This is a genomic window from Cytobacillus kochii, from assembly GCF_020171845.1.
In the GTDB taxonomy this organism is placed as follows: Bacteria; Bacillota; Bacilli; order Bacillales; family Cytobacillaceae; genus Cytobacillus; species Cytobacillus kochii.
Genome location: NZ_JAIVAM010000004.1, coordinates 485,714 through 510,451 on the forward strand (window position 1 = coordinate 485,714; position 24,738 = coordinate 510,451).

The window sequence follows — 24,738 nt, forward strand, 5'->3', positions numbered from 1 at the left end:
AGAAATATGGGTGAATAAGAGACAAGGCAAACGATTGCCTTGTCTCTTGCTCTTTACTCTCCACTTTTTATATTTGTCTCCTCTTTTCACTCATCATTTCTGGGCAGTAATGGATTGAATCGCTTGTTCCTTTAATTTGAATTTTTGTATTTTACCAGAAGCAGTCATTGGATATTCTTTAGTAAAAGTAATATGTTTAGGTATTTTATGTTTAGATATTTTGTCTTTACAATATTCTTTAATTTCTTCAGCCGTAATGTTGGCATGATCTCTTAAAATAATCCATGCCATTACCTCTTCACCGTATATCTCATCAGGAACACCTACAACTTGAACATCTAAAATTTCTGGATGACTATAGAGAAATTCTTCAATTTCTCTAGGGTATACGTTTTCTCCACCTCTTATAATCATATCTTTCAGACGACCTGTTATTTTACAATAACCATTTTCATCCATAATAGCTAAATCACCAGTGTGCAACCATCCCTCTTTGTCGATAGCTTGTTCTGTCGCTTCGGGATTGTTATAATAACCTTTCATAACATGATATCCTTTTGTGCAGAGTTCCCCTTGAGTACCAATTGGCACTTCATTTGCTGTCCCAGGTTCAACAATTTTCACTTCAACTTCTGGCAATGCTCGGCCAACTGATTCTACGCGTAAATTAATAGGATCATCAGTGCGTGTTTGTGTAATAACTGGTGAAGATTCCGTTTGACCATAACAAATTGTAATCTCTTCAATACCCATTTTTTCTATGACAGCCTTCATTACTTCAATCGGACAATTGGATCCAGCCATCACACCTGTTCGCAATGATTGTAAATTATATTTTGTGAAATTTTTGCTATTGATTTCAGCTATAAACATTGTTGGCACTCCATGAAGGGCCGTACATTTTTCTTGTTCAACCGTTTGTAAAACGGTATCAGGATGAAATTCCTGTACAGGTACCATCGTTGCCCCAACTGACACACAAGCCAAGGTGCCAATGACACAACCAAAGCAATGGAAGAATGGTACAGGAATACATAGTCGATCATCTTTTGTGAGCTTCATACAAGCGGCAATATTTAATGCGTTATTCACGACATTACCATGTGTGAGCATTACGCCTTTCGGAAATCCAGTTGTGCCTGAGGTATACTGCATGTTAATAACATCATCCGGCTGAAGTGAAAGCAAACGCTCATTTAAAGCCTCATCACTACATCCTTCACCAAGAGCTACAACATCTTCCCAACTGTAGGTGCCAGCAAAGCGCTTCTCTCCTAACACGATGACGTTTTTTAGAAAGGGAAGCTTGCTACATCTTAACTGGCCCGGCTGCGATGTTTTTAATTCTGGTGCGATTTTATAGAGAATATCAATATATGATTGGTCGCGGTATTTTTCCATTAAAATAATAGTGGTGGCATCAGATTGTTGTAATAAATATTCAAGTTCAGCGGCTTGATAATTCGTATTGACAGTTACTAACACAGATCCGGTTTTACCTGTTGCAAACTGAGCACTCACCCATTCAGGGGTATTAGAAGCCCAAATCGCTACATGTTCTCCTTTTTCTAAACCGAGTTTCATGAAACCTTTAGCAACTGTACGACAATACTCATTAAAGCTATGATATGTGTACCTCAAACCTCTATCTGCATAGACTAATGCTTCATGATTAGGATTTTCTTTTGCTCTTTTTTCTAATAAATCGCCAATCGTTATATTTAATAATTCAGACAATTCTTTTCCTCCTCAGAAAATTATGATTGAAACGCTTTCATTTATTCTTATGTAAAATTCGAATGTATCATTTTAGTACTTATCATATTAAAGTACAGTACAAAATGAACCAACCCAGGTTTGTAAATTCATATTCCGATGGTGCTTTATGTCCAACAGTTAAAAACAAATGTAGATTTCTATCTAATAAAAATAAAAAAGCTCGAATATTTATATATTCGAACCTCCTCGTATTATTTCCTTTATTTTTTTCTTACCATTATATAAAAGTTTGTACTTTTTCTTTGAAAATGGTGTTGAATAATAAAACCGAGTTTTTCATAAAGATGGATGGCTCGTTGATTAAATGAAGCCACTGTTAACCTTATTGGGGTATTTGGAAAAAGCCTTTCTATTTCCATAAGAATCTTGGTTAAAAAACTGCTTCCCAATCCCTTTCCTGTTAAATCCGGTCTCATTCCAATGCCAATATCAATGCAATCATCTATATATAGATGACTGCTTTTCACCGGTACTCTTGCTGATTCACCGTAACAAAAGAAACCAATCATTTCTTCCTGTTTATATATACAAAAGTAGTTTCCCGTTAGCCATTCTTGTTTACTGTCTTCTGTTTGAGCGTGATTATAAAAATCGTAAGGAGGTGGATATGTCCATGAACTGAGGATGACTGCCTCGTATTCTTTTACTTTATTAAACGTGGTAGTTTCCATATCATTTTCCTCCAGTTTATCGTTATTAAAATAATCTCAACTCATATACAAGTTCTTCTTGGCGAGTGTCTTCAAACCACTCTTTTCCTAATAACGTAAACCCTAATTTTTCCACGATTCTTATAGATGCTTCGTTTTTTAGGTCACATGAGGCTTGAATATATTTTACTTTTTTATGTCTTTTAGCTAATTTGATACAACCTGTAATAGCTTCTGTCGCATAGCCTTTATGCCAATACGATTTTCTGAAATGGGCAATTAATTCAATTCGTTTCACTGATGCATCAATATTAAATCCAGCCGCTCCAATAACTTCATTGCTTTTCTTATCTTTTAAACTATATACCGATAGGCCGTATTCTTTATGACAGTCTTCATACCATTTGACGATTTTAGGAATCTTGACGGAAGCAACTGCTCCTCCACTTCTGGCCATTACTTCCTGATTGCCCCAAATTTCATTCATTTGCTTAATATACTCTTTTTTAAATACAAAGAATGACATTCGTTTCGTTTCATATATGTGCATGTGACACCCCTCTTTCTATAACGAATGATAAGAAGAGCCAAAGAGTTGTATTGTTTCCTCGTTCTTCAAAAAAGGTTGTAATGTGATATGAACGGGACGGTTCTTATTCGCGTATTTTTTGTTATATGCTGCAAACTCAAAGGCTACGTCTGCAATCATAACGTTTGTACCGTGTTGTTTTCCTTGAAACAACTCACGCCATTCTGCAGCTGTTTCTTCAGGTGACTCTACAATATACATAATGTCCTTTATTTTTGTATGGATAAGTTGTTGATCTATCATACCTAATGATTTGAATTCTTCATATCTCGTATAGTCATCTTGTTCCCATTGAATAAAAAAAGGAAAAGGCACTTCTCGTTTTGCTTGCAAAAATAGCATCTTCCATTTAATCATTTGCCCATCTGCCCTCATCCGTTCACCAGGGAAGATCGGATAGGTTTTATATCCCTTTTCATTCAATTCTTGCTTTAACACTTCAATATTTTCTGTGCGAAAACATACTTGACCTAACCCCTCAAAAGTAGCTAAATCCTGTACAGCTTGTTGTACTAAAGGGTTATCTGATTGCATAGCAGTTGCTTTATTTTCTATTGCTAAAAATTCTATATAAGATGAGTTTAAGTACAATAAACTATTATATGTTCCCCATTTTTCATGCCTACCACCCTGAACCGCTTTTATATTCATAACAGATAAGTAATCGATAATCTCTTGCGGATTTCGTTTAATAAAATGAACGATATGATCAAGTTGCATTGAAGGATACCCCTTTCATCAAAAGAAAATTCATCCAACTTTACCTTAGCTAAGATTAGTTTACCATAACTTTTCTACTTATCTATGAATGTTTTTCACTCAACTTTTACTTCTTAAATGAATTGTGTGTCCTTTATAAACATTTTACATTTCCTTAACAATTAAAATTTTTATACATTTCTCCTTTTCAAAACAGGGGATAACGTTTACAATAAATAAAAGAATATTCAATCCTTTACCTAGGAGGTATGTATCAAATGAAGATAATGAGTAATGAACAGTTGGTCGTCTCGTATCGTGATGCATTAAAGTCAGGTTCTGAAAAGGAATGGATTCGGATACTTAAAGATGAAATTCAAAAACGGGGATTAAAACCATTTAAAGAGTAAAGCATAAGGCGAGCAAATATTTGCTCGCCTTTTTATTTTAATCCTTTCGGTAACGCGGAAGATATCCATCACATTTTAATTATCGTTGCTTTATTTCCTTTGTTGTTTGAATTTCATTATTTTGTAGTATCTGTTTATAGTCCATATCAGAAATAACACCTAGCTTTTTGAACAGTACGGAATATTTCAATATCCTATTTTTCCTTCCTCTCATGGTAATCACTCCTGCTTTTCTATCATAATATGCATTTTATCAATAAAGTTTCCTTCATGCAACATTTTTATATTTCTAAAAATCTTTTTATCAAGTGCATATCCCTTACTATTTCCTAAAGTGCTTGAAATGATGATTAATAGTGAGGAATACATGATCTTTTTTTAATGCAACAATAAATGGGATGAGTAGCATGTGGATGAATGATATAGGAAAATGTGAATATTATTTGTTACCACTCGTACTTTTTCTGAACCTGTTCATGTTTGATGAAACTCACTCGTTTTCTCCTCAGACCTAGCGTAGTTCATGTGTAAAAAAAGTTAGTAATTTGCTTTATTTTTGACTTCTTTCCTAAGAGACATGTTCATGAGTGATGATCTTATGCTCGTTGACACCATATTTGTTTTACTGCTAAAGGGCTATGGCTCTTCCTTATGTGACAGGTTCAAGCTTTGATTTCTTCTCTTTTAGAGGAATATGCCCCTTTTACAATACCCTCGGGTTCAAATGAAGGGATCAATCATGAGGGTGACTGATAACAAAAAGCGAGGAAGTGAACAATAAATCGCTTCACTTCCTCGCTTTAAACCCTTTTGAGTATTAGTTTATTTTAAATTAAGCTTCAAATAATAAAGACTCAGGGTCTTCAATTAATTCTTTCACACGTTTAAGGAATGTTACTGCTTCTTTACCATCAACAATACGGTGGTCATAAGAGAGAGCAACATACATCATTGGGCGGTTTTCCATTCTTTCAGCATCAATAGCTACTGGACGAGTTTGGATAGAATGCATCCCTAGGATACCTACTTGTGGTCCATTAAGGATTGGTGTTGATAATAATGAACCAAACACACCACCATTAGTAATGGTGAATGTTCCACCTTGTAAGTCAGAAATAGCTAGTTTATTATCTCTTGCTTTTTTACCAAGGCCCATAATATCCTTTTCAATTTCTGCAAAGTTTTTACGGTCAGCATCTCTAACAACTGGAACTACTAAACCTTCATCTGTTGAAACAGCAATACCGATGTCATAGAATTTTTTAAGAACTAGTTGGTCGCCGTCAATTTCAGCGTTTAACAACGGGCTACGTTTAAGTGCTGCGACAACCGCTTTTGTGAAGAAAGACATAAATCCAAGTTTTACATCATTTTCTTCTTGGAATTTATCTTTACGTTTTTTACGTAAGTTCATAACATTTGTCATATCAATTTCATTGAATGTTGTTAACATAGCAGATGTTTGTTGAACTTCTACAAGTCTTTTCGCAATTGTTTGGCGACGACGGCTCATACGGATGCGTTCTACTGGTTTTTCACTATTTGCATCAGTTGCGGCTGGCTTAGGAGCTGGTTTAGATGCAGCTTGTGGCTGCGCTGCTTGAGTCGCTTGATTTGGATCGTAGTTCGCAACATCTTGAGAACGTACTCTTCCCATAGGATCTGTAGTTGGAACTTCACTTAAATCGATTCCTTTTTCACGCGCCATTTTTCTAGCTGCCGGTGAAGCAATTGTGCGTTGTTTATTATCTTCCGCTGGTTTGGAATCAGCTGGTTTCGCTTCTTCTTTAACCTCTTGAGGTGCTTCCTCTTTCTTCTCTTCTGCTTTAGGAGCAGGAGCTTCTCCACCTTCACTTACAACTGCGATGGTATCCCCTACATTCACAGTGTCGCCTTCTTCTGCTTTTAATTCTGCAAGTACACCACTATATTCAGAAATGATTTCTACATTTACTTTGTCTGTTTCAAGCTCAACAACATAATCACCTTTATTGACTGTATCACCAGGTTGTTTTAGCCACTGAGCCACCGTACCTTCTGTAATTGATTCTGCTAATTCAGGAACTTTAATATCTGCCACAATAATTTCCTCCTTATTACTTACGTGTTAAAGATTCTTCAATAATTCTCTGCTGCTCTTTTTTATGCACGACTGGATCGCCTTCTGCTGTGCTTGAGCGGCGGCGTCTACCGATATAATTTACCTCTACTCCGTCAGGGGCAATATGTTTTAACCTTGGTTCAACAAAATTCCATGCGCCCATATTCTTCGGTTCCTCTTGCACCCAGATCATTTCTTCAAGATTTGGATAACGTTTTACTACTTCCGTAATGTCAGCAAATGGGAACGGATAAATCTCTTCTACACGTACAATATGGAACCACTCTTTATCTTCAATATCTTTTAATTTATCTTCTAAATCAATAGCCATTTTTCCTGATGTGAAAACAATTCTCTTCACTTGATCTTTTTTCTCACCAAGGTCAGATTGCTCAAGAATCGAGTTAAACTGTCCTTCTGATAAATCTTTAGCAGTTGCAGCAACTGTAGGATTTCGTAAAAGACTCTTAGGTGACATTATGACCAATGGTCTTACTTCTTCCTGATTCAAAATCGCTGCTTGTCTTCTTAAAATATGGAAGTACTGTGCTGCTGAAGAAAGGTTAGCTACTGTCCAGTTATTTTCAGCTGCCAGCTGCAGGAATCTTTCTAATCTTGCACTTGAATGTTCTGGACCTTGTCCTTCATATCCATGTGGAAGAAGCATTACTAGACCAGATTTTTGCCCCCATTTTGCGCGACCAGCAGAAATGAATTGATCAAACATAACTTGTGCAGAGTTCGCAAAGTCACCAAACTGTGCTTCCCAAAGAACTAAAGTTTCTGGAGCTGACACATTATAACCATATTCAAAACCTAGAACAGCCATTTCTGACAACGGGCTATTATGAACAGCAAATGAAGCTTTAGCAGTTGAGATTTGATGTAAAGGTGAGAACGATTTACCTGTCACTTCATCATGTAACATGATATTTCTATGGGCAAATGTTCCACGCTCTGAATCTTGACCTGTAAGTCTTACAGGCGTACCATCTGAAATAATTGAAGCGAATGCTAATGTTTCAGCGTGACCCCAATCAATTTTCCCAACCTCTTCTAGTCCATTTTTACGACGTTGTAATATTTTACTTAGCTTTCTAAAGACTTTATATTCTTCCGGCCAATTTAGAAGCTCTTCATTCAATTGCTGTAAAGACTCTAATGGCACAGCAGTTTGAATGCTTGGTATACCATTTTCCACTGTCTCAGGTGGATTTAATTCAGTTGCATCTTCTTGTTTATCTGGCACTTTATCGTAAGCTTGCTGAAGTTTTTCTGCTACTTCTGAATGAATAGCAGTAACCTCTTCTTCTGTTAAGAACTGATCTTTTTTTAATTTCTCGCCGTAAAGCTCTTTAATCGTTGGTCTTTTATGGATAATATTATACATCGCTGGGTTTGTGGTCATCGGCTCGTCCATTTCATTGTGACCAAAGCGGCGATACCCAATTAAGTCAATTAAGAAATCTTTATGGAATTTATCTCTATATTCAATAGCTAATTTAGCGGCATTGATGACTGCTTCGGGATCATCTGCATTTACATGCACGATTGGAACCTCATAGCCTTTGGCTAAATCACTTGCATATCTAGTCGATCTAGAATCATAAGATTCTGTTGTAAAGCCAATCGTGTTATTAGCAATAATATGGATAGAACCACCAGTATTATAGCCATTTAATTGACCTAGATTTAATGTTTCAGCGACAACACCTTGCCCTGGAAAAGCAGCGTCTCCGTGAATGATGATGGAAAGTGCTTCGTCGTAATTAACTTCTGGGAAACCACCAGAAGTACGTTTATCTTGAGCCGCTCTTGTATATCCTTCAACAACAGGACCAACGAACTCTAAATGGCTTGGGTTGTTCGCAAGTGTTAAGTTTGCAACTGTTGTATTTTCAGCCTTAATTTGTTTGTCTAATCCAAGATGGTATTTTACATCGCCTGTCCATCCATAGCTGATGCCAATAGAGCCTTCAGATGGGACAAGATCTTTGTTTGGCGCATGCTGAAACTCCGCGAATATCATCTCATAAGGCTTACCAAGTACATGAGCAAGCACATTTAAACGTCCGCGGTGTGCCATTCCAATATTTATTGTTTTTGTGCCATTCGCCACTGAACCTGATACAATTTCATCTAACATTGGTACCATCGTATCTAAACCTTCAATAGAGAAGCGTTTTTGACCGACGAAAGTACGGTGTAAGAATTTCTCAAACTCTTCTACTTCCGTTAATCTTTTGTACACTTTCGCCTTTTCAGGTTTTTGCAAGTTAAGTTTAAGGCTATTTGTTTCAACCTTGCGACGAAGCCAATCCTTTTCTTCTAAATTGTCAACATGAGTGAACTCAAATGCTAACGTATCCATATAAGCATTTTTTAAGTATTCAAATGCTTCTAATCCATCTCTTAACGGAATATTCGCATCTGTACATATAAGATGAGCTGGTATTGCACGTAAATCTGCTTCTGTTAATCCATAATTACTTAAATCAAAAATAGCAACATTCTTTTCTTCCCTATTAACTAGGGGATAAATATCAGCAGCTTTATGTCCGTTTGAACGAATAAAATCGGCAAGACGAATAGCTGATAAAGTTTTTTCAATTTGTTCTGGACTTACGCCAGTGCTTTCTGCTCCTATACTTACAGGAGCTACCCCTGTTTGTTGCAATGGTGAACCATTAACCTCAAAATACTCTCTCATTTCTTGGTCGACTGATTCTGGATTTTCTAAATACATCTCATAAAGCTCGATTACATAGCCAAGGTTAGGACCGTAAAAACTTTGTTCTAAAGGTCCGCTACCCTCTGAAGGCTTCTTCATGGAAAATTACCTCCACAACTCTTTTTTAAATATATTTGGATAATTTATTTCCGCCCCATATCCATTCTAGGATAGTAACAATATTATTTCGTATATAAAAATTCCGAATAATGTTAATTTCCAGAGGACGAAATGTTTCCTAAGCCATTTTACCACGTTAAAGGCGCATATACAAAGGGAAAAAAGAGAAAATCACGAAAATACAGCTAATATTTTTAGAAAAAATACTTATATTAAAAAAGTGAATTAATTTAATTCCTATATCACGCCTATTAGTGTAATAAATTGGAAAGATGAACTAACGTCTACAAGTTGAAAATCATTCAACTTCTAAACCGTTTGCCTATTTAAGTATATATCAAAAGCCTTATTATTGGTAGAATTGTGCACTAAATATTCAAACTGAATAAAATACTACGAGAGAGGATGTGAACTTATGGATTTATCTAGAGCGAGGGAACTACTAAAAAATCAAATCGAATATGAAGTAACTTTCGATGGCGTAAAAATCGTGATTGTCGATCTCTATGAATTAACTAAAATGGCGAGGGTGTGCGAAAGAAACAACGTAGATAAGAATCAAGTTGTTCCACTCGCACAATTAATAGAAGAAAATACAATACGTTAACGATCAGTTTTTTTTGTTAAAATACGGACGATTTTCTCCGAATCTTTATCATATTCAATAAACACATAGAGCCCATATTCTATCTCCTGTTGACGCATCCAAAGTTTAAACTTTTCTATTTCTGTCTTTTCCTTTACTTCTTTTCCAAGATGCTGATAATCAACAATATCTGCTGATGGATATTTTTCCTTTGCAATCATCATCGCTTCTTTACCCCATTTTGCATAAGAAGGAGCATCATAAACGGCATAGTTTGTTTGAGGGCTTGAAATTAATATATAGCTAAACAACACTATGACAATCGAGAGAAACACTCTTTTCTCCATTTTCTCCTCACCTCTTCACTTTCATTTTTTGATGGAAATATTTATAGTTTTACTATCTTTTAAATGTTTATTCTTTATGAAAGTTTTTTTGGGTAATGGGTTATATAATGAAAGAAAAAATTCAAGGCAAAACTTGCTTGTGCAAAAGTAAATATCAATGGACAAAGAAAAGCGAGCAAGTTAATGGTTAAAACTTGCCCGCTTTTCTTTATCTATTGTTCCATTAACCCTTATACCATAAATATCAACATAGCCTTTAAAAAAATATAAGAATATGTCCTTTACTAGTTCATTTGATTAGTTTTAGTTATGATTTTTAAAAAAAGTAATCGTACAACATCTAAAACAAAAAGTGGAAGACATAAAGGGCTATTTTGTTCTCTCAAGTAAATCATCTATTTCAATTATGTCTATTAAATGATGAATATCATCAGTCGGGTTATATACACCGTCTAAAAATTGATCAATATCAAATTTCTTTAACAAGATAACCCCCCTCTTTTTTCCATCCGTTTCAAAACCATTCGAAGACTTCACACTTTTTCTGAGGGTACTGTCAATCAAATACGCAACATCATTTATATTAATATAATAAATACAGAAGCAACCTTTAATATTTATTGAATGATACAATATTCATTTTTCAGTTTTTTCTTAAAATAGAGTATTTAAATAATATTATTTTTTCTTTTTACTTTCAGTTTCATGAACATTTTGTGACCAAATTCATCATTTGTTCATGAACATTTTGTGACACCTATCACATTCAATTGTTTTTAACCATTTATGATACTAACATAGGGTTACAGGCGTGATATTCACGTTCAAATAAAACAATAGATTTTTAGAAAGATAGAAAGGGGTACATCAATGAAATTGAAAAGGGCTCTTTTATTGGCTATAGTTGCCATTGCCGCTGTACTTGCTGGGTGTGAACCACTTACTGTTCTAAATCCTAAAGGTCCACAGGCCGAAGTCCAGGCTAACGATATTATGATGTCCATATGGTTAATGTCTGGCATTGTTATTGTAGTTTTTGCAATGCTTGCATATATGCTCATTAAATTTCGTTCATCTAAACAAGGAAAAGATTATGAACCACCTCACATCGAGGGAAATAAATGGGTGGAGGCAGTTTGTGTCGGAATACCTGTACTAATTGTTGCTTATCTATCATTTGTTTCTGTCCAAAGTAACTATAAAGTTGAAGCAACACCACCAGGGTATGAGGATAAGGAGCCATTAGTTGTATATGCATCATCATCTAACTGGAAATGGCACTTCAGCTATCCTGAAGAAGATATTGAAACAGTAAATTACTTATATATACCTACTGATCGGGCACTTGAATTTAAACTTTACTCATTCGGTCCAATTACTAGCTTCTGGATTCCACAACTTGGCGGACAGAAATATGCAATGGCCGATATGGTAACAACATTACATTTAGCTGCTGATCATCCTGGTGAATTCATGGGTAGAAATGCGAACTTCAGCGGAAAAGGTTTTGCTGAAAATACATTTGATGTAACAGCAATGTCTCCAGTTGAATTTGAGGAATGGGTAGATGAAGTTCATCAAACAGCTGATCCAATTACTGAAGATAAATTTGAAGAGTTACTAGAGCCAGGTCACTTAGGTAAGATGACTTTTACTGGCACTCATTTAGACTTTAGCCCAGCACCTGAAGGGCATGAACATCATCAATCAAATGATGAAGATTCAGAAGAAAATCATGAAAATCATGATGAGCACGAAGGTCACTCTGACCACAGTAGCCATTAATTAGATGAAGTGTCTATTGACATCTTCTGAAAGGAGTATACAGGATGGAGTTCTTTGAACGTTTTGCCATACCACATCCAAGTCCAGCTATTTATGCTTCAATGGTAGCAATTGCAATTGTTTCTATTGCCATTGTAGTTGGGATAACATATTTTAAAAAATGGGGTTATTTATGGCGTGAATGGTTAACAACTGTTGACCATAAACGATTAGGTATTATGTATATTATTGCAGCGATCCTCATGCTATTCCGTGGAGGCGCTGACGCAATTATGATGCGTGCGCAATTATCAGCACCTGAGAACAAATTGCTTGATGCACAGCATTATAACGAGATATTCACTACACATGGTGTTGTTATGATTCTCTTCATGGCTATGCCATTTATTATCGGTTTTATGAACTTTGTTGTTCCACTGCAAATTGGGGCTCGCGATGTTGCGTTCCCACGTCTTAATGCACTTAGCTTCTGGTTATTCTTTGCCGGTGCGATGTTATTCAATATCTCATTCGTTATCGGAGGTTCACCAGATGCGGGTTGGACATCTTACTTCCCGTTAGCAGATAATGAATTTAGTACCTCTGTCGGTACCAACTATTATATGATTGCGATACAGATTGCCGGTCTTGGTACATTAGCAACAGGTATCAACTTTATGACGACAATCTTGAAAATGCGTGCTCCAGGCATGACATTAATGAAAATGCCAATGTTTACTTGGTCAGCATTAATTACGAACGTTATTATCGTATTTGCTTTCCCTGTATTAACAGTTGCGCTTGCAATGGGTACATTAGATCGTTTATTCGGTACACATTTCTTCGCATCAACAAATGGCGGTATGGATATGTTATGGGCCAACCTTTTCTGGGTTTGGGGACACCCTGAAGTATATATCTTGATCTTGCCTGCATTCGGTATTTACAGTGAAGTAATCTCTACTTTCGCTAGACGTAACCTATATGGTTATAAATCAATGGTTGCTTCAATGGTAATCATTTCACTATTATCATTCGTTGTATGGGTTCACCACTTCTTTACAATGGGTCAAGGCGCTTTCGTTAACAGTATTTTCTCTATTACAACGATGGCAATAGCAGTACCTACCGGTGTAAAAATATTCAACTGGTTGTTAACACTGTATAAAGGTAAAATCACTATGACAACGCCAATGCTTTACTCAATGTTGTTTATCCCACTTTTCACACTTGGTGGTGTAACAGGGGTTATGCTAGGTATGTCAGCAGCTGACTATCAATACCATAATACAATGTTCTTAGTTGCTCACTTCCATATGGTAATCATTCCTGGGGTTGTGTTCGCAATGCTAGCTGCCCTTTACTACTACTGGCCAAAAATGTTCGGCTTCATGTTAAATGATCGTCTTGGTAAAATCGGCGCTTGGATTATTGCTATTGGTACATTAGTTGCCTTTATGCCAATGTTCATCTCTGGTTTAGATGGTCAAGCAAGACGTATGTACACTTATTCTGAAGCAAGTGGATTTGGTATTTGGAATATGATTTCTATGGTTGGCGCCCTTATGTTAGCAGCAGGATTTGCGTTAATCGTTTATAACATTTACTATAGTTTCCGTTATGCACCACGAGACATTGGATCAGATCCTTGGGATGCACGTACACTTGAGTGGGCTACACATACACCAGTTCCTGAGTATAATTTTGCAACTATGCCTAAGATCGATTCCTATGAAACATTCTGGGATTCAAAGAAAAAAGGCACACCGTTATTCCCAGATAAAATTGAAAAGATTCACATGCCGAACAACAGTGGTATTCCATTCATTATGGGAATTATCTTCTTCATGTGGGGATTCTCGTTCGTCTTTGCAATGTGGATTCCGTTAATTATTTGTACACTAGGTATTTTCGCTTGTATGGCTTATCAATCATTTGAAAATGATCATGGAAGATATATTTCTATTGAAGAAATAGAAGAAACAGAAAAAGAATTGGGAGGTAAAAGATAATGAAGATTGATCACTCTCTCCCTCTTGAGTACAGTACTGATGAAAATCGCTTAAAGATTCTTGGCTTCTGGATTTTCCTCGGTGCGGAAGTTATGTTATTTGCTACATTATTTGCATCTTACTTTATTTTGTCAGGTGGTACAGGTGATGGCCCATCGGGTGCCGAAATTTTTGAAATCACACCTGTATTAATTGAAACGCTCGTTCTACTAACAAGTAGTTTCACAATTGGCCTCATGGTTCACGCGATGAGACTTGGCCGCCAAAAAGCAATGATGGGATTCTTTATTGCAACAATCGTACTTGGGGCTATTTTCCTCGGTGTTGAGATTTATGAATTCGTTCATTATGTTCATGTTGGCGCAGGACTACAAACAAGTGCATTTAGTGCAATCCTATTAACAACTTTAGGAACACACGGCGCGCACGTAACTTTCGGGTTATTCTGGGGAACATGTATCCTAATTCAAGTAAAGAAATATGGCTTAACACCAAGAACAACGAATAAGTCATTTATCTTCTCTCTTTACTGGCACTTCCTAGACGTTGTTTGGATCTTCATCTTCAGCTTCGTCTATCTGAAAGGAATGATGTAATGATGAAAGAATTATTCCCGATGAAACAAGTGATGGGATTTATCTTTTCACTCGTGCTGACAGCTGTTGCCCTAATGGTTTACTTCTTTGATATGTCATTTGCAGTTGGAATGACAATCTTACTTGTAACTGCTTTTATTCAAGCAGGGCTACAATTAGTACTATTCATGCATGCTGGTGAATCAGAAGATAAAAACGCCATCTATATTACAATTTACTATGGTGTATTAATTGCAATCTTCACCATTCTTGGTTCCCTACTAACAATGGTTTGGACTTACCAAATTCAATAAATAAAAAAGGAGCGTCCTCTTTCGCGCGCTCCTACTTTGTTTTAATAGATGTTGCTGTTACTTTTGCTAATGTATCTAGTTTAGATTTTCTTCTACCTGTCTTTTCTAATACTTCCTCTGTAGCTACAAAAAAGACGCCCATTAAAAAGACAAAAATGGCTCCCATTACCGTACCAATACCAATACCAGTTAACGTACTGGAAACGTTTCCAAAGAATCCGATCGAAAAGATGATGATTCCGGCAATCAATAATGTACCTCCATAATACTTAACTGCATTTAACATAGCTTTTGATGTATTCATTTCCATCATCCTCCTTTTCATCCATTATCCACCCTGTTCACAATTATGTCAATATTTTTTCGCAAATTTGACAAAAACACCTCTGTTTTTGGGTTGACTTTTCGATTAATTAGTTATTTTTTTATTATATTATGCAAATAATTATAGTTTGATTTTACTTTTAGCCTTATTTTTGACAAAAATAACGGTTTTACTACTTATTTTCTTCACAAATTATGCATTATATTCCTATGTTAACAACGTTTTATACTAAAAATAGCTTTTCTCTCCCTTTATAATGGACATATATTTACATTACCAAAACATGTTTGATATTAATTTTTTTGGGGGTTATAAATTTGTCACATAAAATAAAACGTGCAACTCTCATTCTTATATCACTGTTATGTATGTTAGCTATTTTTATCACCTATTATTTGATGAATAAACCAACCACTCATACAATCCCCTTCTCTCAATTAGAAGCCAATATACAAAATTATTCCCAAGCTGACATTGAAATGAAGGAATATAAAAACGGAAAATTAGAAGTGGTAATAGACGAGAAAAAATTTATTTCTCATATCACACCTAATAGTGATAAAGTTGAAAACCTTGTCGCTACTTATCCAATAGAATATAAATATTCTGCGACTAACTCATATAGTATATGGATCATTATTGCTTTCTTATCATTATTCATTGCAACAGTTATTTATTTGTTTAAATCAGGAAAAATGGGTGCAACCAATCAATTAAAACAATCTGTATCTAAAGCGAAACCGCTCCCCTCGACAACATTAAATGATGTTGGAGGCTTGCAACCCGAAATGAAGGATGAATTATTACAAACCATATCATCCTTGAAGTCGCCAGCTAAAGCAGTAGAATTAGGGATTAAACCTCCTAAAGGGATTCTTCTTTATGGCCCTCCTGGGACTGGTAAAACATTGCTTGCACAAGCAATAGCTAAGGAATTAAATGCGCAATTTTACTCTTCAAGTGGTTCTGCCTTTAATGAAATGTTTGTTGGTATTGGTGCTGCAAGAGTGCGTTCACTCTTTCAAAATGCCCGCAAGAATCAACCTTCTGTTATTTTTATAGACGAGGTAGATGCTTTAGCAGGCAAAAGAAAGCCTCATGGCGGGGAAGAAAGTGAAAAAACATTAACGGAATTACTCGTTCAATTAGATGGCGGGCTATCCAATGATGGTATTTTATTTATTGCTGCAACAAACAGAAAAGATATGCTAGATGATGCATTTCTTCGACCAGGCAGAATTGATTTCAGCTTTCATATTCAGTTACCTGATTTGAAAGGAAGAAAAGAAATCATTGATATTCATGCAAAAAATCGACAACTTGCCAGTGATGTCTCAGCTTCACTTACAGTTTTAGCTGAATCAACATCCGGATTTTCTGGAGCTGATCTCCATTCTCTGTTTGAAACAGCAAGTAGAAAAGCAATACTCAATAATCATAAAGAAATAACAAAAGATGATCTCAATTTTGCATTGGATCGAACCATACTAGGAAATAGCAGCCTACCTTTACAAGATACAAATATTAAGCGAAGAGTAGCCATCCATGAAGCGGGCCATGCTCTTATTGCAGCTGTGACAAAACCGGGTTCAGTTAGAAAAGCGACCATTATTCCTCGTGGCCAAGCATTGGGTTATGTTGCACCTATTCAAAAAGAACTCCATTTATCTACTTTTAGCGAATTGCTTGATCAAGTGGCAATGATTTTAGGTGGAGGAGTAGCAGAAAGACAACTATTAGGTGAGCATAGTATCGGTGTAAGCGGAGATGTCCAACAAGCAAAGCAATTATTAGAACAGATGGTTGAAAACGGTCTCTTAGAAGATGGATTCACCCTTTCTTTTGAATCAAAGCGTAAAGACGAATTATTACAATCACTTTATTTTCAAGCATTAAAACGAGCAGAGTCCTTACTACTCGAACATAGTAAGGCGCATGCAAACATTGTTCACGCCCTCATGTCTTATGAAACATTAGATGGAGATGAAATTGAACAATTAGTACGAAACAAATGAAAATGCCAACACATATAAATGAACACTTTCAACCGCCTGTTGAAAGTGTTCATTTTTCACCTCTTCCCTCTCCTATACGATTCTATTATTCGACAAAATGAAGCAGGAATCTCCAACTAAATGTATAATGTATATATATGAATATATAACCATGTTAGGAATGATGCTTTTGTATGAATTCATCACAAATATTATACTGCATTTTTTGATTTTAATGATTATACCAATGACAAAAATAATTGTCCCTTCTAAATATCATCATAAAAAGAAAGTTGGCATTTTTTTTGTTGCTATTTTACTTTCATTAATCTTAACTATTCTTTTTCCAGTGCATCTTTCTAACCATACTGTTTTTGATTTAATGTACATACCCATATTTATTTGTTTTTTCTATGTTCATAAATATACCGGATTATGCTTATTATTTTTCGCTCTTATTTACCGTTTGTTTGAAAGCGATACTAGCGATGTATTTCTCATAGTCAATTATCTCGTCCTCGCTTTCATATTTCATTTACTAACAAAATTTTACCAAAAAAGTTCTTTAAGAAAGAAAATATTGATAGGATTATTATTTTATATTCCTATCGCCAGTACTAGAATGATTATATTTTTTAAGAATCAGGAAACACAATTTTTTATTCAAGCATTATTTCTTGTCTTCGTTTACGCTTTAACATTAATATTGATTATTTATATGATTGAAATGCACCAATCTCATTTATTAATGAGAGAGACGATTCAAGCGGCAGATAAACTCAATGCGATTAGTCAATTAGCTGCATCCATCGCTCATGAAATAAGAAACCCAATGACCACTGTAAAAGGATTTATGCAATTAATGCACGCTGAGCAAAATCTTACTAAAACACAAATACAGTACATCGAAGTCTCTTTAAAAGAACTAGAACGAACCAATCAAATGATTAATGATTTTCTCACTTTATCAAAACCTGCTAATAACACCGTCATAACATTTGACCTTATTCCGATCATTCAAGAAGTAACTGAATTTATGAAATCATATGCCCATCTGTCGAATATTCAATTGCAGTGTAAAATAACCCACTACCCCATTTATATAGATGGAAATGCTAATGAGTTAAAACAACTGCTAATTAATTTTATTAAAAATGCTATTGAAGCCATTAATGAAAATGGCACGGTAGAGATTGAGGTTTTTTCCTTAAAAAACAAAGTAAAAATTACGGTTCGAGATAATGGGAAAGGAATGTCAAAAGACGAGTTATCACGAATCGGACAACCGTATTTTTCAACAAAAACGAGAGGAACTGGCCTTGGTTTAATGATTGCCTTTGATATTATAAAAAAAATGAATGGGAAATATGAAATAGAAAGTAATGAGGACGAAGGAACAGCCATTCATTTGTATTTTTCTACATCAGATTCTGTCTAACGATGTCGCATTTCCCTCAATTAAGAAGGAATATGTCACTTCTTGCGCTTGCCTAGGAAATAACAAGAGAATAAAGTCCTTATTTCCTTATATATTAGAAGTGATAATTTAAGATGAAGCCATTATCACTTCTAATATATCTTCTCATAAGTTAGTTCTTAACTTCTCGGAACCATTCTATTAACGAAGCCATTCACTTCCCTCAATCTGTTCAGATAAAGGAATGATATGAGCATTTTCTTTCAAATGCTCAATATGGCGATTTAATACGGTAACCATCATTGGTCCCGAAACACCAACATGGCCTATCGCAATTAGGCGGTTTTCAGTTTTAAGTCTATTCTCCAGTCTCTGAGTTTGTTTTTCAATATGACTGACGGAATAAGTGTCATCAAAAAAAAGATTGTTCTCTAGATAAGGTAAGTGTAGCTCTTCTGCTATTTCTGGTATGACACTCTTGCCAGTGGTTTTACTATCAAGATAATATAAGCCCCTTTCAGCACAAACCTCTAGCACAATTTGCATAATTCTTTTATCTTCAGTGATTTTCGACCCCATATGATGATTCATCCCAACAGCATGTGGTACATTCTCAATTGCCTCCTCTACCCTTTTGCGAATTTCTTCATCACTCAGATCAGCAGTAATCGCTCCTGGACCTAACCAACTTTTTTTCCCTACTTTGGGCTCCATCGGCATATGAACGATTACTTCATGACCTTTTTCAATGGCTGCATTGGCATCTGCAGTTGTTGAAGGCATAAACGGCATAATCGCAACAGTTAACTTTGCCTGTAAATTAAGAATATCTTCTGTTCCATTCATATGGTTACCTAAATCATCAATCACAATTGATAAAGATGGCTTCCCCCCTTCATCAACTTGTGCGAAACTGTCTTTACTCATCAATGGAAATAACATGATATGAACTAGCAAACTTATGAACAATAATCGTTTCATCTCATCACTCCTCAAAGTTAAATTTCCCATAACTTCGAAGAAAATTGCATTCGTTTTTATAAAGCTGATTTTTTTTCTACTTGCGTGTAGGACGTTTTTCTATTTCGAACCCACGCGATGATTACAGCAGCAATAAGAACTAAACCTAAATAGCCAGTAATCGGATACAGGATACCAACTAAGTTAGTAAATCCAAAGAAACTAGAAACAAAAGATGTTAAACTAATGGCAAGAACTGCCCATTTAAAATGTTTGCTTTCTCTTTTCACTATCCTTGAAGTAAAGCTATAGATCATTCCAACGGCAGTGTTATAAATCATTCCTAAAAGAATAATTGTCATCAACACACCAACGATTGGAGAGATTTCATTTGCTAGAAAGAGCATCGGAATATCTAGTGTTGCCACATCCCCTATTCTTGTGAACATTCCGACATTAATGAGTATTAGCATAAGACCGAGACCCAAACCACCAAGAACTCCGCCCCAACCTGCTTGTTTCGCGTTTTTAGTAGTGCCACCCATAACAGCTAGCATTGCCACTCCACATGTAATGTTATAGGAAACATAAAGTACTGCACCTAGTAACCAATGTGGTGCTGCTGGACTACCTTCTTGAGCTACGTGACTCAATTGTGAGAAGTTTGCATCAGCTGTAAATAGAGCATACGCTGAAATAATCATAACAAGCATGAGAAGAAAAGGAGTGATACTACCGATTATAGTCATGACTCGATTCACGTTTACAAAACAAGTCAACACGGTTAACAGCACCATGATTAAACTTCCTATTTGACTCGCAATACCAAATTGTTGTTCTAATGTTGAACCTGCACCTGCAAACATAATGGTTGCCACACCGAATAAAAAGAAAGTAATAATAAAATCCACTACTCTCCCTATATATTTTCCACAAATATAGTGAACAACATCTTTGTGTGATTCTGTTTGTAGCCTACTACCTATTTGCGTAATATTCATACCGAGAATAATGAATAAAAACGTAGCGACTATTGTACCAATAAAACCTAACCAGCCAAAATTAGTGAAGAATTGCAATACCTCTTGTCCAGATGCAAAACCAGCTCCAATGATTGTACCAATATAAGCACCTGCTATTTGAATGATTTTTCTCATAAAACCTCATCCTTATATTTGAATTTTCTGATATTTCATTAATAATGAAAGCAGCTGCCTATATACACACAGCTGGCTTTCTTATTAGACATTATTGATACGTTTTTTCCATTATTGTATATTTTTCAATGACCGCTAAATCTGGGGCGTAACCTATTCCGGCGTTTTCAGGTACGGTAATATATCCATCTTCAACAACAACCTCAGGTGTTATAATATCCTTTTCCCAATATCTTGAGGAACCTGCAGTGTCACCAGGCATAATAAAATTGGCTAAAGTAGTTAAAGCAACATTATGAGCTCTTCCAACGCCTGACTCTAACATTCCTCCACACCAAACAGCAATACCTTGTTCTTGACAATAGTCATGGATTTTCTTTGCTTCTGTTAAGCCGCCTACTCGTCCAATTTTGATATTAATGATTTTGCAACTACCCAACTCCACAGCTTTTCGTGTATCCTCTAACGAATGGATGCTTTCATCTAGACAAATCGGCGTTTTCATTTCAGCTTGAAGTTTAGCATGATCAACAATATCATCCGAAGCTAAAGGTTGCTCAATCATCATTAAATTGAACTCATCTAATTGTTTAAGATGCTGAATGTCTGATAAACGATAAGCAGAGTTTGCATCAGCCATTAGGAGAATGTCAGGAAACTTCTCTCTTACTTGTCTCATCACATCTATGTCCCAGCCCGGCTTAATTTTTACTTTCATTCTTTTATAGCCTTCATTTACATAGCCCTCAATTAATTGCAGTAAATCTTCTACAGATTTCTGTATGCCGATACTGATACCTACTTCAATCTTCTTCTTTTCTCCCCCAAGTGCCTTAGCCAAAGTGATTTGATTTCTTTTTGCATATAGATCCCAAACAGCGCCTTCTATTGTAGACTTGGCCATATTGTTTTTTCTTATAGAAGAAAAGATTTCATTTACTTCATCTGGATGAGTCATTTCTTTATTTAATAATGCTGGAATGAGAAAATCCTCAAGCATATGCCAATTCGTTTTAAAGGTTTCTTCATTATACCAAGGCACCTCAAAAGCAACAGATTCTCCCCAACCAGTATTACCTAATTCATCAGTTGCTTCTAATAAGATAAACTCTTTATCTTGAAAAGATCCAAAGCTAGTGGCAAAAGGTGCTTTCATTGTCATTTTTAGATGGCGTAACTTTACTTCCTTTAATTTCATTGATTTCTTCTCCTCACATCTAATTGTAATTTTTGTCTTTTGATAGTGATGATATAACTTACATGATTATTTTTTTGGACATCATACGCGGTGTACCCATGCTGAAATAATTGCTGAAATATCCTTCTTGTCACCTCTCGCCATTCCTTTGCTAGTGAAGGATTATGTTTTTTAATTTCCATAAACTCCGCTGGAATGGGAACAGCAATACTCATTTCATTATAATCAATGGTTTGTAAAGTTTGTTCCATATCGCTTATCGCAGGAAAATCGTTTCGATTGAAAACTTCAAATGGATAGATCGGTGTCACATCATAGTTAAGTTGTTGTTTGACATGTGAACTGCTGATTCGCCATTCTATGTTGAAACGATCGCTTGGTAAGCCTTTATTAATTCCATCTACCATTTCACCATAACAATTCACAAGATAATCATTACAAATACCATTTAGTTTTGATAAATTCAAGTAAGCATTCCTGCTTTGTAAAGGATCAAATGTCCAGCGAATCAGATTGTACCCCATTTCCTCAGCAGCTTCCCTCTGTGCAACTTTTAGTAGAGCACCAATTCCTTTATCACGATAGCTTTGATGGATACCGAGCATATGAGAACAAAGAAACGCTTCTCCATTTGCATAACCAGGAAATCCATAGCTAAATCCAATCAATTCATTTTCATCAAATGCGCCTAGCATGAGACCACCATTTTTTATTGCTGTTGCTGTTTGGTGGATAGGAATGGGATCCATTCCCCATACGTCTCGCTCTAACTTTTGGATTGTTTCCATCTCTTCTATCGTGGTCAATTTTTTTATTGCTAAGCCAGTGAGCATAGGTTACGCACCTTCTTTTTCTAACGTATTTAAGACTGTTTTGACAAGAATTTCAATTCCCGTAAATATCGCTTCATGGTTAAAATTCATTTCAGGATGATGTAACCCAGGAGTTAATCCACAACCAAGTCCGAGCATCGTTGCCTTCAATTCAGGTCTTTTCAAAGTATAAAAATGAAAATCTTCTCCTCCAGATGTGATAATTGGTGGAACCATTTTTTCTTTACCGATTGTTTCAACAATTGCCTGACCCATTAATTGCACTGCATCAGTATCTACTTGTGCTGCAGCAATATCAGCCGTTGTTTTATAATGAATTTCTACCTCGTGAAGAGAAGAAAGGTGAGCAAAAATTGCTTCTACTTTAGTTGCTAATTGTTGCATCACTTCATTTGTTTGCGCTCTTAAATCTAAACTGAAATGTGCTTTACCTGGTATAATATTACTTGAGTCACCCCCGGCTTGGAACTTCGTCATTTTAACTGAATGTGGGACCATAGGATCTAATTTGACACGATTCAATTCTTGAACTATCGCTGCACCTATTTCAATCGCGCTTTGCCCGAGGTGAGGTCTCGCTCCATGGGCATCTTCACCAATGATTTCTCCAGTAACGAACCGTCCAGCTCCGTGCATAATTGCTGGTGAACATTGACCATCTCTCAACTCCTGAATCGGCCTTACATGGACACCGTATAAATAATTCAAATCGTCTATTAATCCCTCTTCAATAAACTTTAATGCCCCGGTACCTTTTTCTTCAGCTGGTTGGAATAGAAATTTAACCCTACCTTTTTTCTGAGCATTCAAACGATGCAGTACAAGTAATGTACCAATCGCCATGGTCATATGTGCATCATGCCCACACGAATGATTGGCCTGCATTACTCCATCAACTTCCTGCCACAATGCATCTATATCAGTTCTAACGCCAATGGCTTTTTCACCGCTACCTATTTCGGCAATAAGTCCTGTCGTTTTAGGCAAGGTTTGAAACAGGATCCCTTCTTTTTTTAAGACTTCAGCAATAAATGTTGTCGTTTTTGTTTCTTGCCAACTGATTTCCGGGTTTTGATGGAGATGATTAAATATGTTTGTTAATTTTGGCTTTAGTGCTTCAAGTTCCTGCAATTCTTTCACCTCTTTAATCTGTTAACTAGATTCAAAATAATCATGGAATACTTTATCGTAGTAATCCTTTTCTTCTTTAAATGACTCTTTATTCTCTGTCATCATTGCCGCAATCAACGCATTCAAGAATGAAAAAAGCACTGGTGTAGAATCAAGTGTAGGTTTCCTCCCTGAAAATAGTGGAATGAGAATGTCGACATTGTTTTTTAATGGAGATAGTGGCGTGTCAGTAATGCCAACGACTTTGGCATTTCGACTTTTTGCTTGCTTGGTAAAATCAGTAGTGCTTTTCACATAACGATGAAAGCTGATTGAAACCACTACTGAAGTTTCATCCATCGAATGGAGAATCTTCAATAAATCATCGGACTCTGTTCGAATAAGATGGACATCATCCTTCACAAGCCCTAATGTAAATGCTAACCAGCTTGCAGCAGCAAATGATGTTCTTGCACCAATAATATAAACCTTTTGGGCTGATTTTAATTGCTCAATAGTCAAATCAAATTTTGCTTCATCTATTGTCTGAATGGCTTGGGTGATTCGCTCTGCATCCATGTTCATCACTTTTTCAAGAAAATGTGGTTCGCCAACAAATGGTTGCTTCATTTGAATATAAGAATCCAAGCTGCTTTTATCATGAAATAATTGCTCACGTACTTCTTTTTGTAATTGCGTAAATCCTGATAATCCTATTCGATAACAAAAACGGATCACAGTGGTTTCGCTCACACCTGCTTTTTTACCTAACTCACTTGCAGACAATACGGCTATATCTTGATAATGGTCTAGTAAATAACTTGCTAATTTCTGCTGTGTTTTCGATAGTTTTTCATAACTCCCTGTAATAACTTCTTTCAGATTCACCTGAACACCTACCTCAAAATGAAGTCTGTACTTTTTATGCAATATATTAGAAGTGTTAACTTCTTGTTTATAGTAAATTATCACAATTTTTCAGTTATTTCAATGCTTTATAGAGAAAAAGTTTCAGCTGCAATATATTATTTAGAGTAGTTCTTATTTTTTATCCAAGCATGACTATC

24 protein-coding genes are annotated in these 24,738 nt (G+C 35.8%); 8 read left to right on the forward strand and 16 right to left on the reverse strand.

Annotation, left to right across the window (positions count from 1 at the left end):
* Window positions 1-93: 93 nt before the first annotated feature.
* From LCM23_RS08850 to LCM23_RS08865, 4 genes are all read right to left on the reverse strand, one after another.
* Entirely contained in the window at window positions 94-1,737 is a 1,644-nt protein-coding gene (locus LCM23_RS08850; RefSeq protein WP_224936615.1) for an AMP-binding protein, read from the reverse strand.
* A 242-nt stretch (window positions 1,738-1,979) separates the two neighbouring features.
* Window positions 1,980-2,450 (reverse strand): GNAT family N-acetyltransferase, encoded by a 471-nt coding sequence (locus tag LCM23_RS08855; RefSeq protein ID WP_224936616.1) that lies wholly within the window; start codon window positions 2,448-2,450, stop codon window positions 1,980-1,982.
* 25 nt (window positions 2,451-2,475) lie between these two features.
* On the reverse strand, window positions 2,476-2,979 hold the full coding sequence (locus LCM23_RS08860; RefSeq protein WP_224936617.1) for a GNAT family N-acetyltransferase: 504 nt from the start codon (window positions 2,977-2,979) through the stop codon (window positions 2,476-2,478).
* Between the two features lie 15 nt (window positions 2,980-2,994).
* Window positions 2,995-3,738 (reverse strand): VOC family protein, encoded by a 744-nt coding sequence (locus LCM23_RS08865; RefSeq protein WP_224936618.1) that lies wholly within the window; start codon window positions 3,736-3,738, stop codon window positions 2,995-2,997.
* 257 nt (window positions 3,739-3,995) lie between these two features.
* Here LCM23_RS08865 and sda point away from each other — a divergent pair, with 257 nt between their 5' ends.
* Window positions 3,996-4,127 (forward strand): sporulation histidine kinase inhibitor Sda, encoded by a 132-nt coding sequence (gene sda, locus LCM23_RS08870; protein ID WP_095373130.1) that lies wholly within the window; start codon window positions 3,996-3,998, stop codon window positions 4,125-4,127.
* A 79-nt stretch (window positions 4,128-4,206) separates the two neighbouring features.
* Here the strand turns inward: sda and LCM23_RS25865 are convergent, their stop codons facing one another.
* From LCM23_RS25865 to LCM23_RS08880, 3 genes are all read right to left on the reverse strand, one after another.
* Window positions 4,207-4,341 (reverse strand): hypothetical protein, encoded by a 135-nt coding sequence (locus tag LCM23_RS25865; protein WP_263624168.1) that lies wholly within the window; start codon window positions 4,339-4,341, stop codon window positions 4,207-4,209.
* A gap of 618 nt (window positions 4,342-4,959) precedes the next feature.
* Complete coding sequence (odhB, locus tag LCM23_RS08875; RefSeq protein WP_095373129.1) at window positions 4,960-6,207, reverse strand: 2-oxoglutarate dehydrogenase complex dihydrolipoyllysine-residue succinyltransferase; 1,248 nt, start codon at window positions 6,205-6,207, stop codon at window positions 4,960-4,962.
* 16 nt (window positions 6,208-6,223) lie between these two features.
* Window positions 6,224-9,058, reverse strand: a complete 2,835-nt coding sequence (locus tag LCM23_RS08880) for a 2-oxoglutarate dehydrogenase E1 component (RefSeq protein WP_224936619.1) — start codon at window positions 9,056-9,058, stop codon at window positions 6,224-6,226.
* A 436-nt stretch (window positions 9,059-9,494) separates the two neighbouring features.
* Here LCM23_RS08880 and LCM23_RS08885 point away from each other — a divergent pair, with 436 nt between their 5' ends.
* The gene (locus LCM23_RS08885) at window positions 9,495-9,686 is read left to right on the forward strand and encodes a small, acid-soluble spore protein, H family (RefSeq protein WP_224936620.1); all 192 of its coding nucleotides are present in this window, start codon (window positions 9,495-9,497) and stop codon (window positions 9,684-9,686) included.
* On the opposite strand, the gene LCM23_RS08890 is transcribed toward LCM23_RS08885, so the two are convergent.
* Both LCM23_RS08890 and LCM23_RS08895 read right to left on the reverse strand, forming a co-directional pair.
* Window positions 9,683-10,012, reverse strand: a complete 330-nt coding sequence (locus tag LCM23_RS08890; RefSeq protein ID WP_224936621.1) for a DUF3889 domain-containing protein — start codon at window positions 10,010-10,012, stop codon at window positions 9,683-9,685. The genes LCM23_RS08885 and LCM23_RS08890 overlap by 4 nt on opposite strands.
* 369 nt (window positions 10,013-10,381) lie before the next feature.
* Entirely contained in the window at window positions 10,382-10,576 is a 195-nt protein-coding gene (locus LCM23_RS08895) for a hypothetical protein (RefSeq protein WP_224936622.1), read from the reverse strand.
* A gap of 306 nt (window positions 10,577-10,882) precedes the next feature.
* Here LCM23_RS08895 and qoxA point away from each other — a divergent pair, with 306 nt between their 5' ends.
* Genes qoxA through qoxD form a run of 4 tightly spaced genes read left to right on the forward strand, consistent with a single transcriptional unit; the run spans window position 10,883 to window position 14,677 of the window.
* Window positions 10,883-11,797: a cytochrome aa3 quinol oxidase subunit II gene (qoxA, locus tag LCM23_RS08900; RefSeq protein WP_224936623.1), complete on the forward strand. Its 915-nt coding sequence runs from the start codon at window positions 10,883-10,885 to the stop codon at window positions 11,795-11,797.
* A 44-nt stretch (window positions 11,798-11,841) separates the two neighbouring features.
* Window positions 11,842-13,788: a cytochrome aa3 quinol oxidase subunit I gene (qoxB, locus tag LCM23_RS08905; RefSeq protein ID WP_224936624.1), complete on the forward strand. Its 1,947-nt coding sequence runs from the start codon at window positions 11,842-11,844 to the stop codon at window positions 13,786-13,788.
* A complete protein-coding gene (gene qoxC, locus LCM23_RS08910) occupies window positions 13,788-14,384 on the forward strand; it encodes a cytochrome aa3 quinol oxidase subunit III (RefSeq protein WP_095373124.1) in 597 nt (198 codons plus the stop codon). Before qoxB ends, qoxC begins: the two co-directional genes overlap by 1 nt.
* Before the next feature lie 2 nt (window positions 14,385-14,386).
* A complete protein-coding gene (gene qoxD / locus LCM23_RS08915; RefSeq protein ID WP_095373680.1) occupies window positions 14,387-14,677 on the forward strand; it encodes a cytochrome aa3 quinol oxidase subunit IV in 291 nt (96 codons plus the stop codon).
* Window positions 14,678-14,708: 31 nt separating this feature from the next.
* Here the strand turns inward: qoxD and LCM23_RS08920 are convergent, their stop codons facing one another.
* On the reverse strand, window positions 14,709-14,981 hold the full coding sequence (locus tag LCM23_RS08920) for a hypothetical protein (RefSeq protein ID WP_224936625.1): 273 nt from the start codon (window positions 14,979-14,981) through the stop codon (window positions 14,709-14,711).
* A 389-nt stretch (window positions 14,982-15,370) separates the two neighbouring features.
* Here LCM23_RS08920 and LCM23_RS08925 point away from each other — a divergent pair, with 389 nt between their 5' ends.
* Together LCM23_RS08925 and LCM23_RS08930 are read left to right on the forward strand one after the other, a co-directional pair.
* Complete coding sequence (locus LCM23_RS08925) at window positions 15,371-17,017, forward strand: AAA family ATPase (protein ID WP_224936655.1); 1,647 nt, start codon at window positions 15,371-15,373, stop codon at window positions 17,015-17,017.
* 559 nt (window positions 17,018-17,576) lie between these two features.
* Window positions 17,577-18,434: an ATP-binding protein gene (locus LCM23_RS08930; protein ID WP_224936626.1), complete on the forward strand. Its 858-nt coding sequence runs from the start codon at window positions 17,577-17,579 to the stop codon at window positions 18,432-18,434.
* Window positions 18,435-18,614: 180 nt separating this feature from the next.
* On the opposite strand, the gene LCM23_RS08935 is transcribed toward LCM23_RS08930, so the two are convergent.
* From LCM23_RS08935 to LCM23_RS08960, 6 genes are all read right to left on the reverse strand, one after another.
* On the reverse strand, window positions 18,615-19,394 hold the full coding sequence (locus LCM23_RS08935; protein ID WP_373370907.1) for a divergent polysaccharide deacetylase family protein: 780 nt from the start codon (window positions 19,392-19,394) through the stop codon (window positions 18,615-18,617).
* Window positions 19,395-19,450: 56 nt separating this feature from the next.
* On the reverse strand, window positions 19,451-20,530 hold the full coding sequence (locus LCM23_RS08940) for a YkvI family membrane protein (RefSeq protein WP_224936627.1): 1,080 nt from the start codon (window positions 20,528-20,530) through the stop codon (window positions 19,451-19,453).
* Between the two features lie 91 nt (window positions 20,531-20,621).
* Entirely contained in the window at window positions 20,622-21,728 is a 1,107-nt protein-coding gene (gene menC / locus LCM23_RS08945) for an o-succinylbenzoate synthase (protein ID WP_224936628.1), read from the reverse strand.
* Window positions 21,725-22,561 (reverse strand): GNAT family N-acetyltransferase, encoded by an 837-nt coding sequence (locus LCM23_RS08950; protein WP_224936629.1) that lies wholly within the window; start codon window positions 22,559-22,561, stop codon window positions 21,725-21,727. The genes menC and LCM23_RS08950 overlap by 4 nt, the downstream gene beginning before the upstream one ends.
* A 3-nt stretch (window positions 22,562-22,564) precedes the next feature.
* A complete protein-coding gene (locus LCM23_RS08955) occupies window positions 22,565-23,701 on the reverse strand; it encodes a M20 peptidase aminoacylase family protein (RefSeq protein WP_224936630.1) in 1,137 nt (378 codons plus the stop codon).
* Between the two features lie 12 nt (window positions 23,702-23,713).
* Window positions 23,714-24,559, reverse strand: coding sequence for a MurR/RpiR family transcriptional regulator (locus tag LCM23_RS08960; protein ID WP_224936631.1), 846 nt, complete (start codon window positions 24,557-24,559; stop codon window positions 23,714-23,716).
* Between the last annotated feature and the right edge of the window lie 179 nt (window positions 24,560-24,738).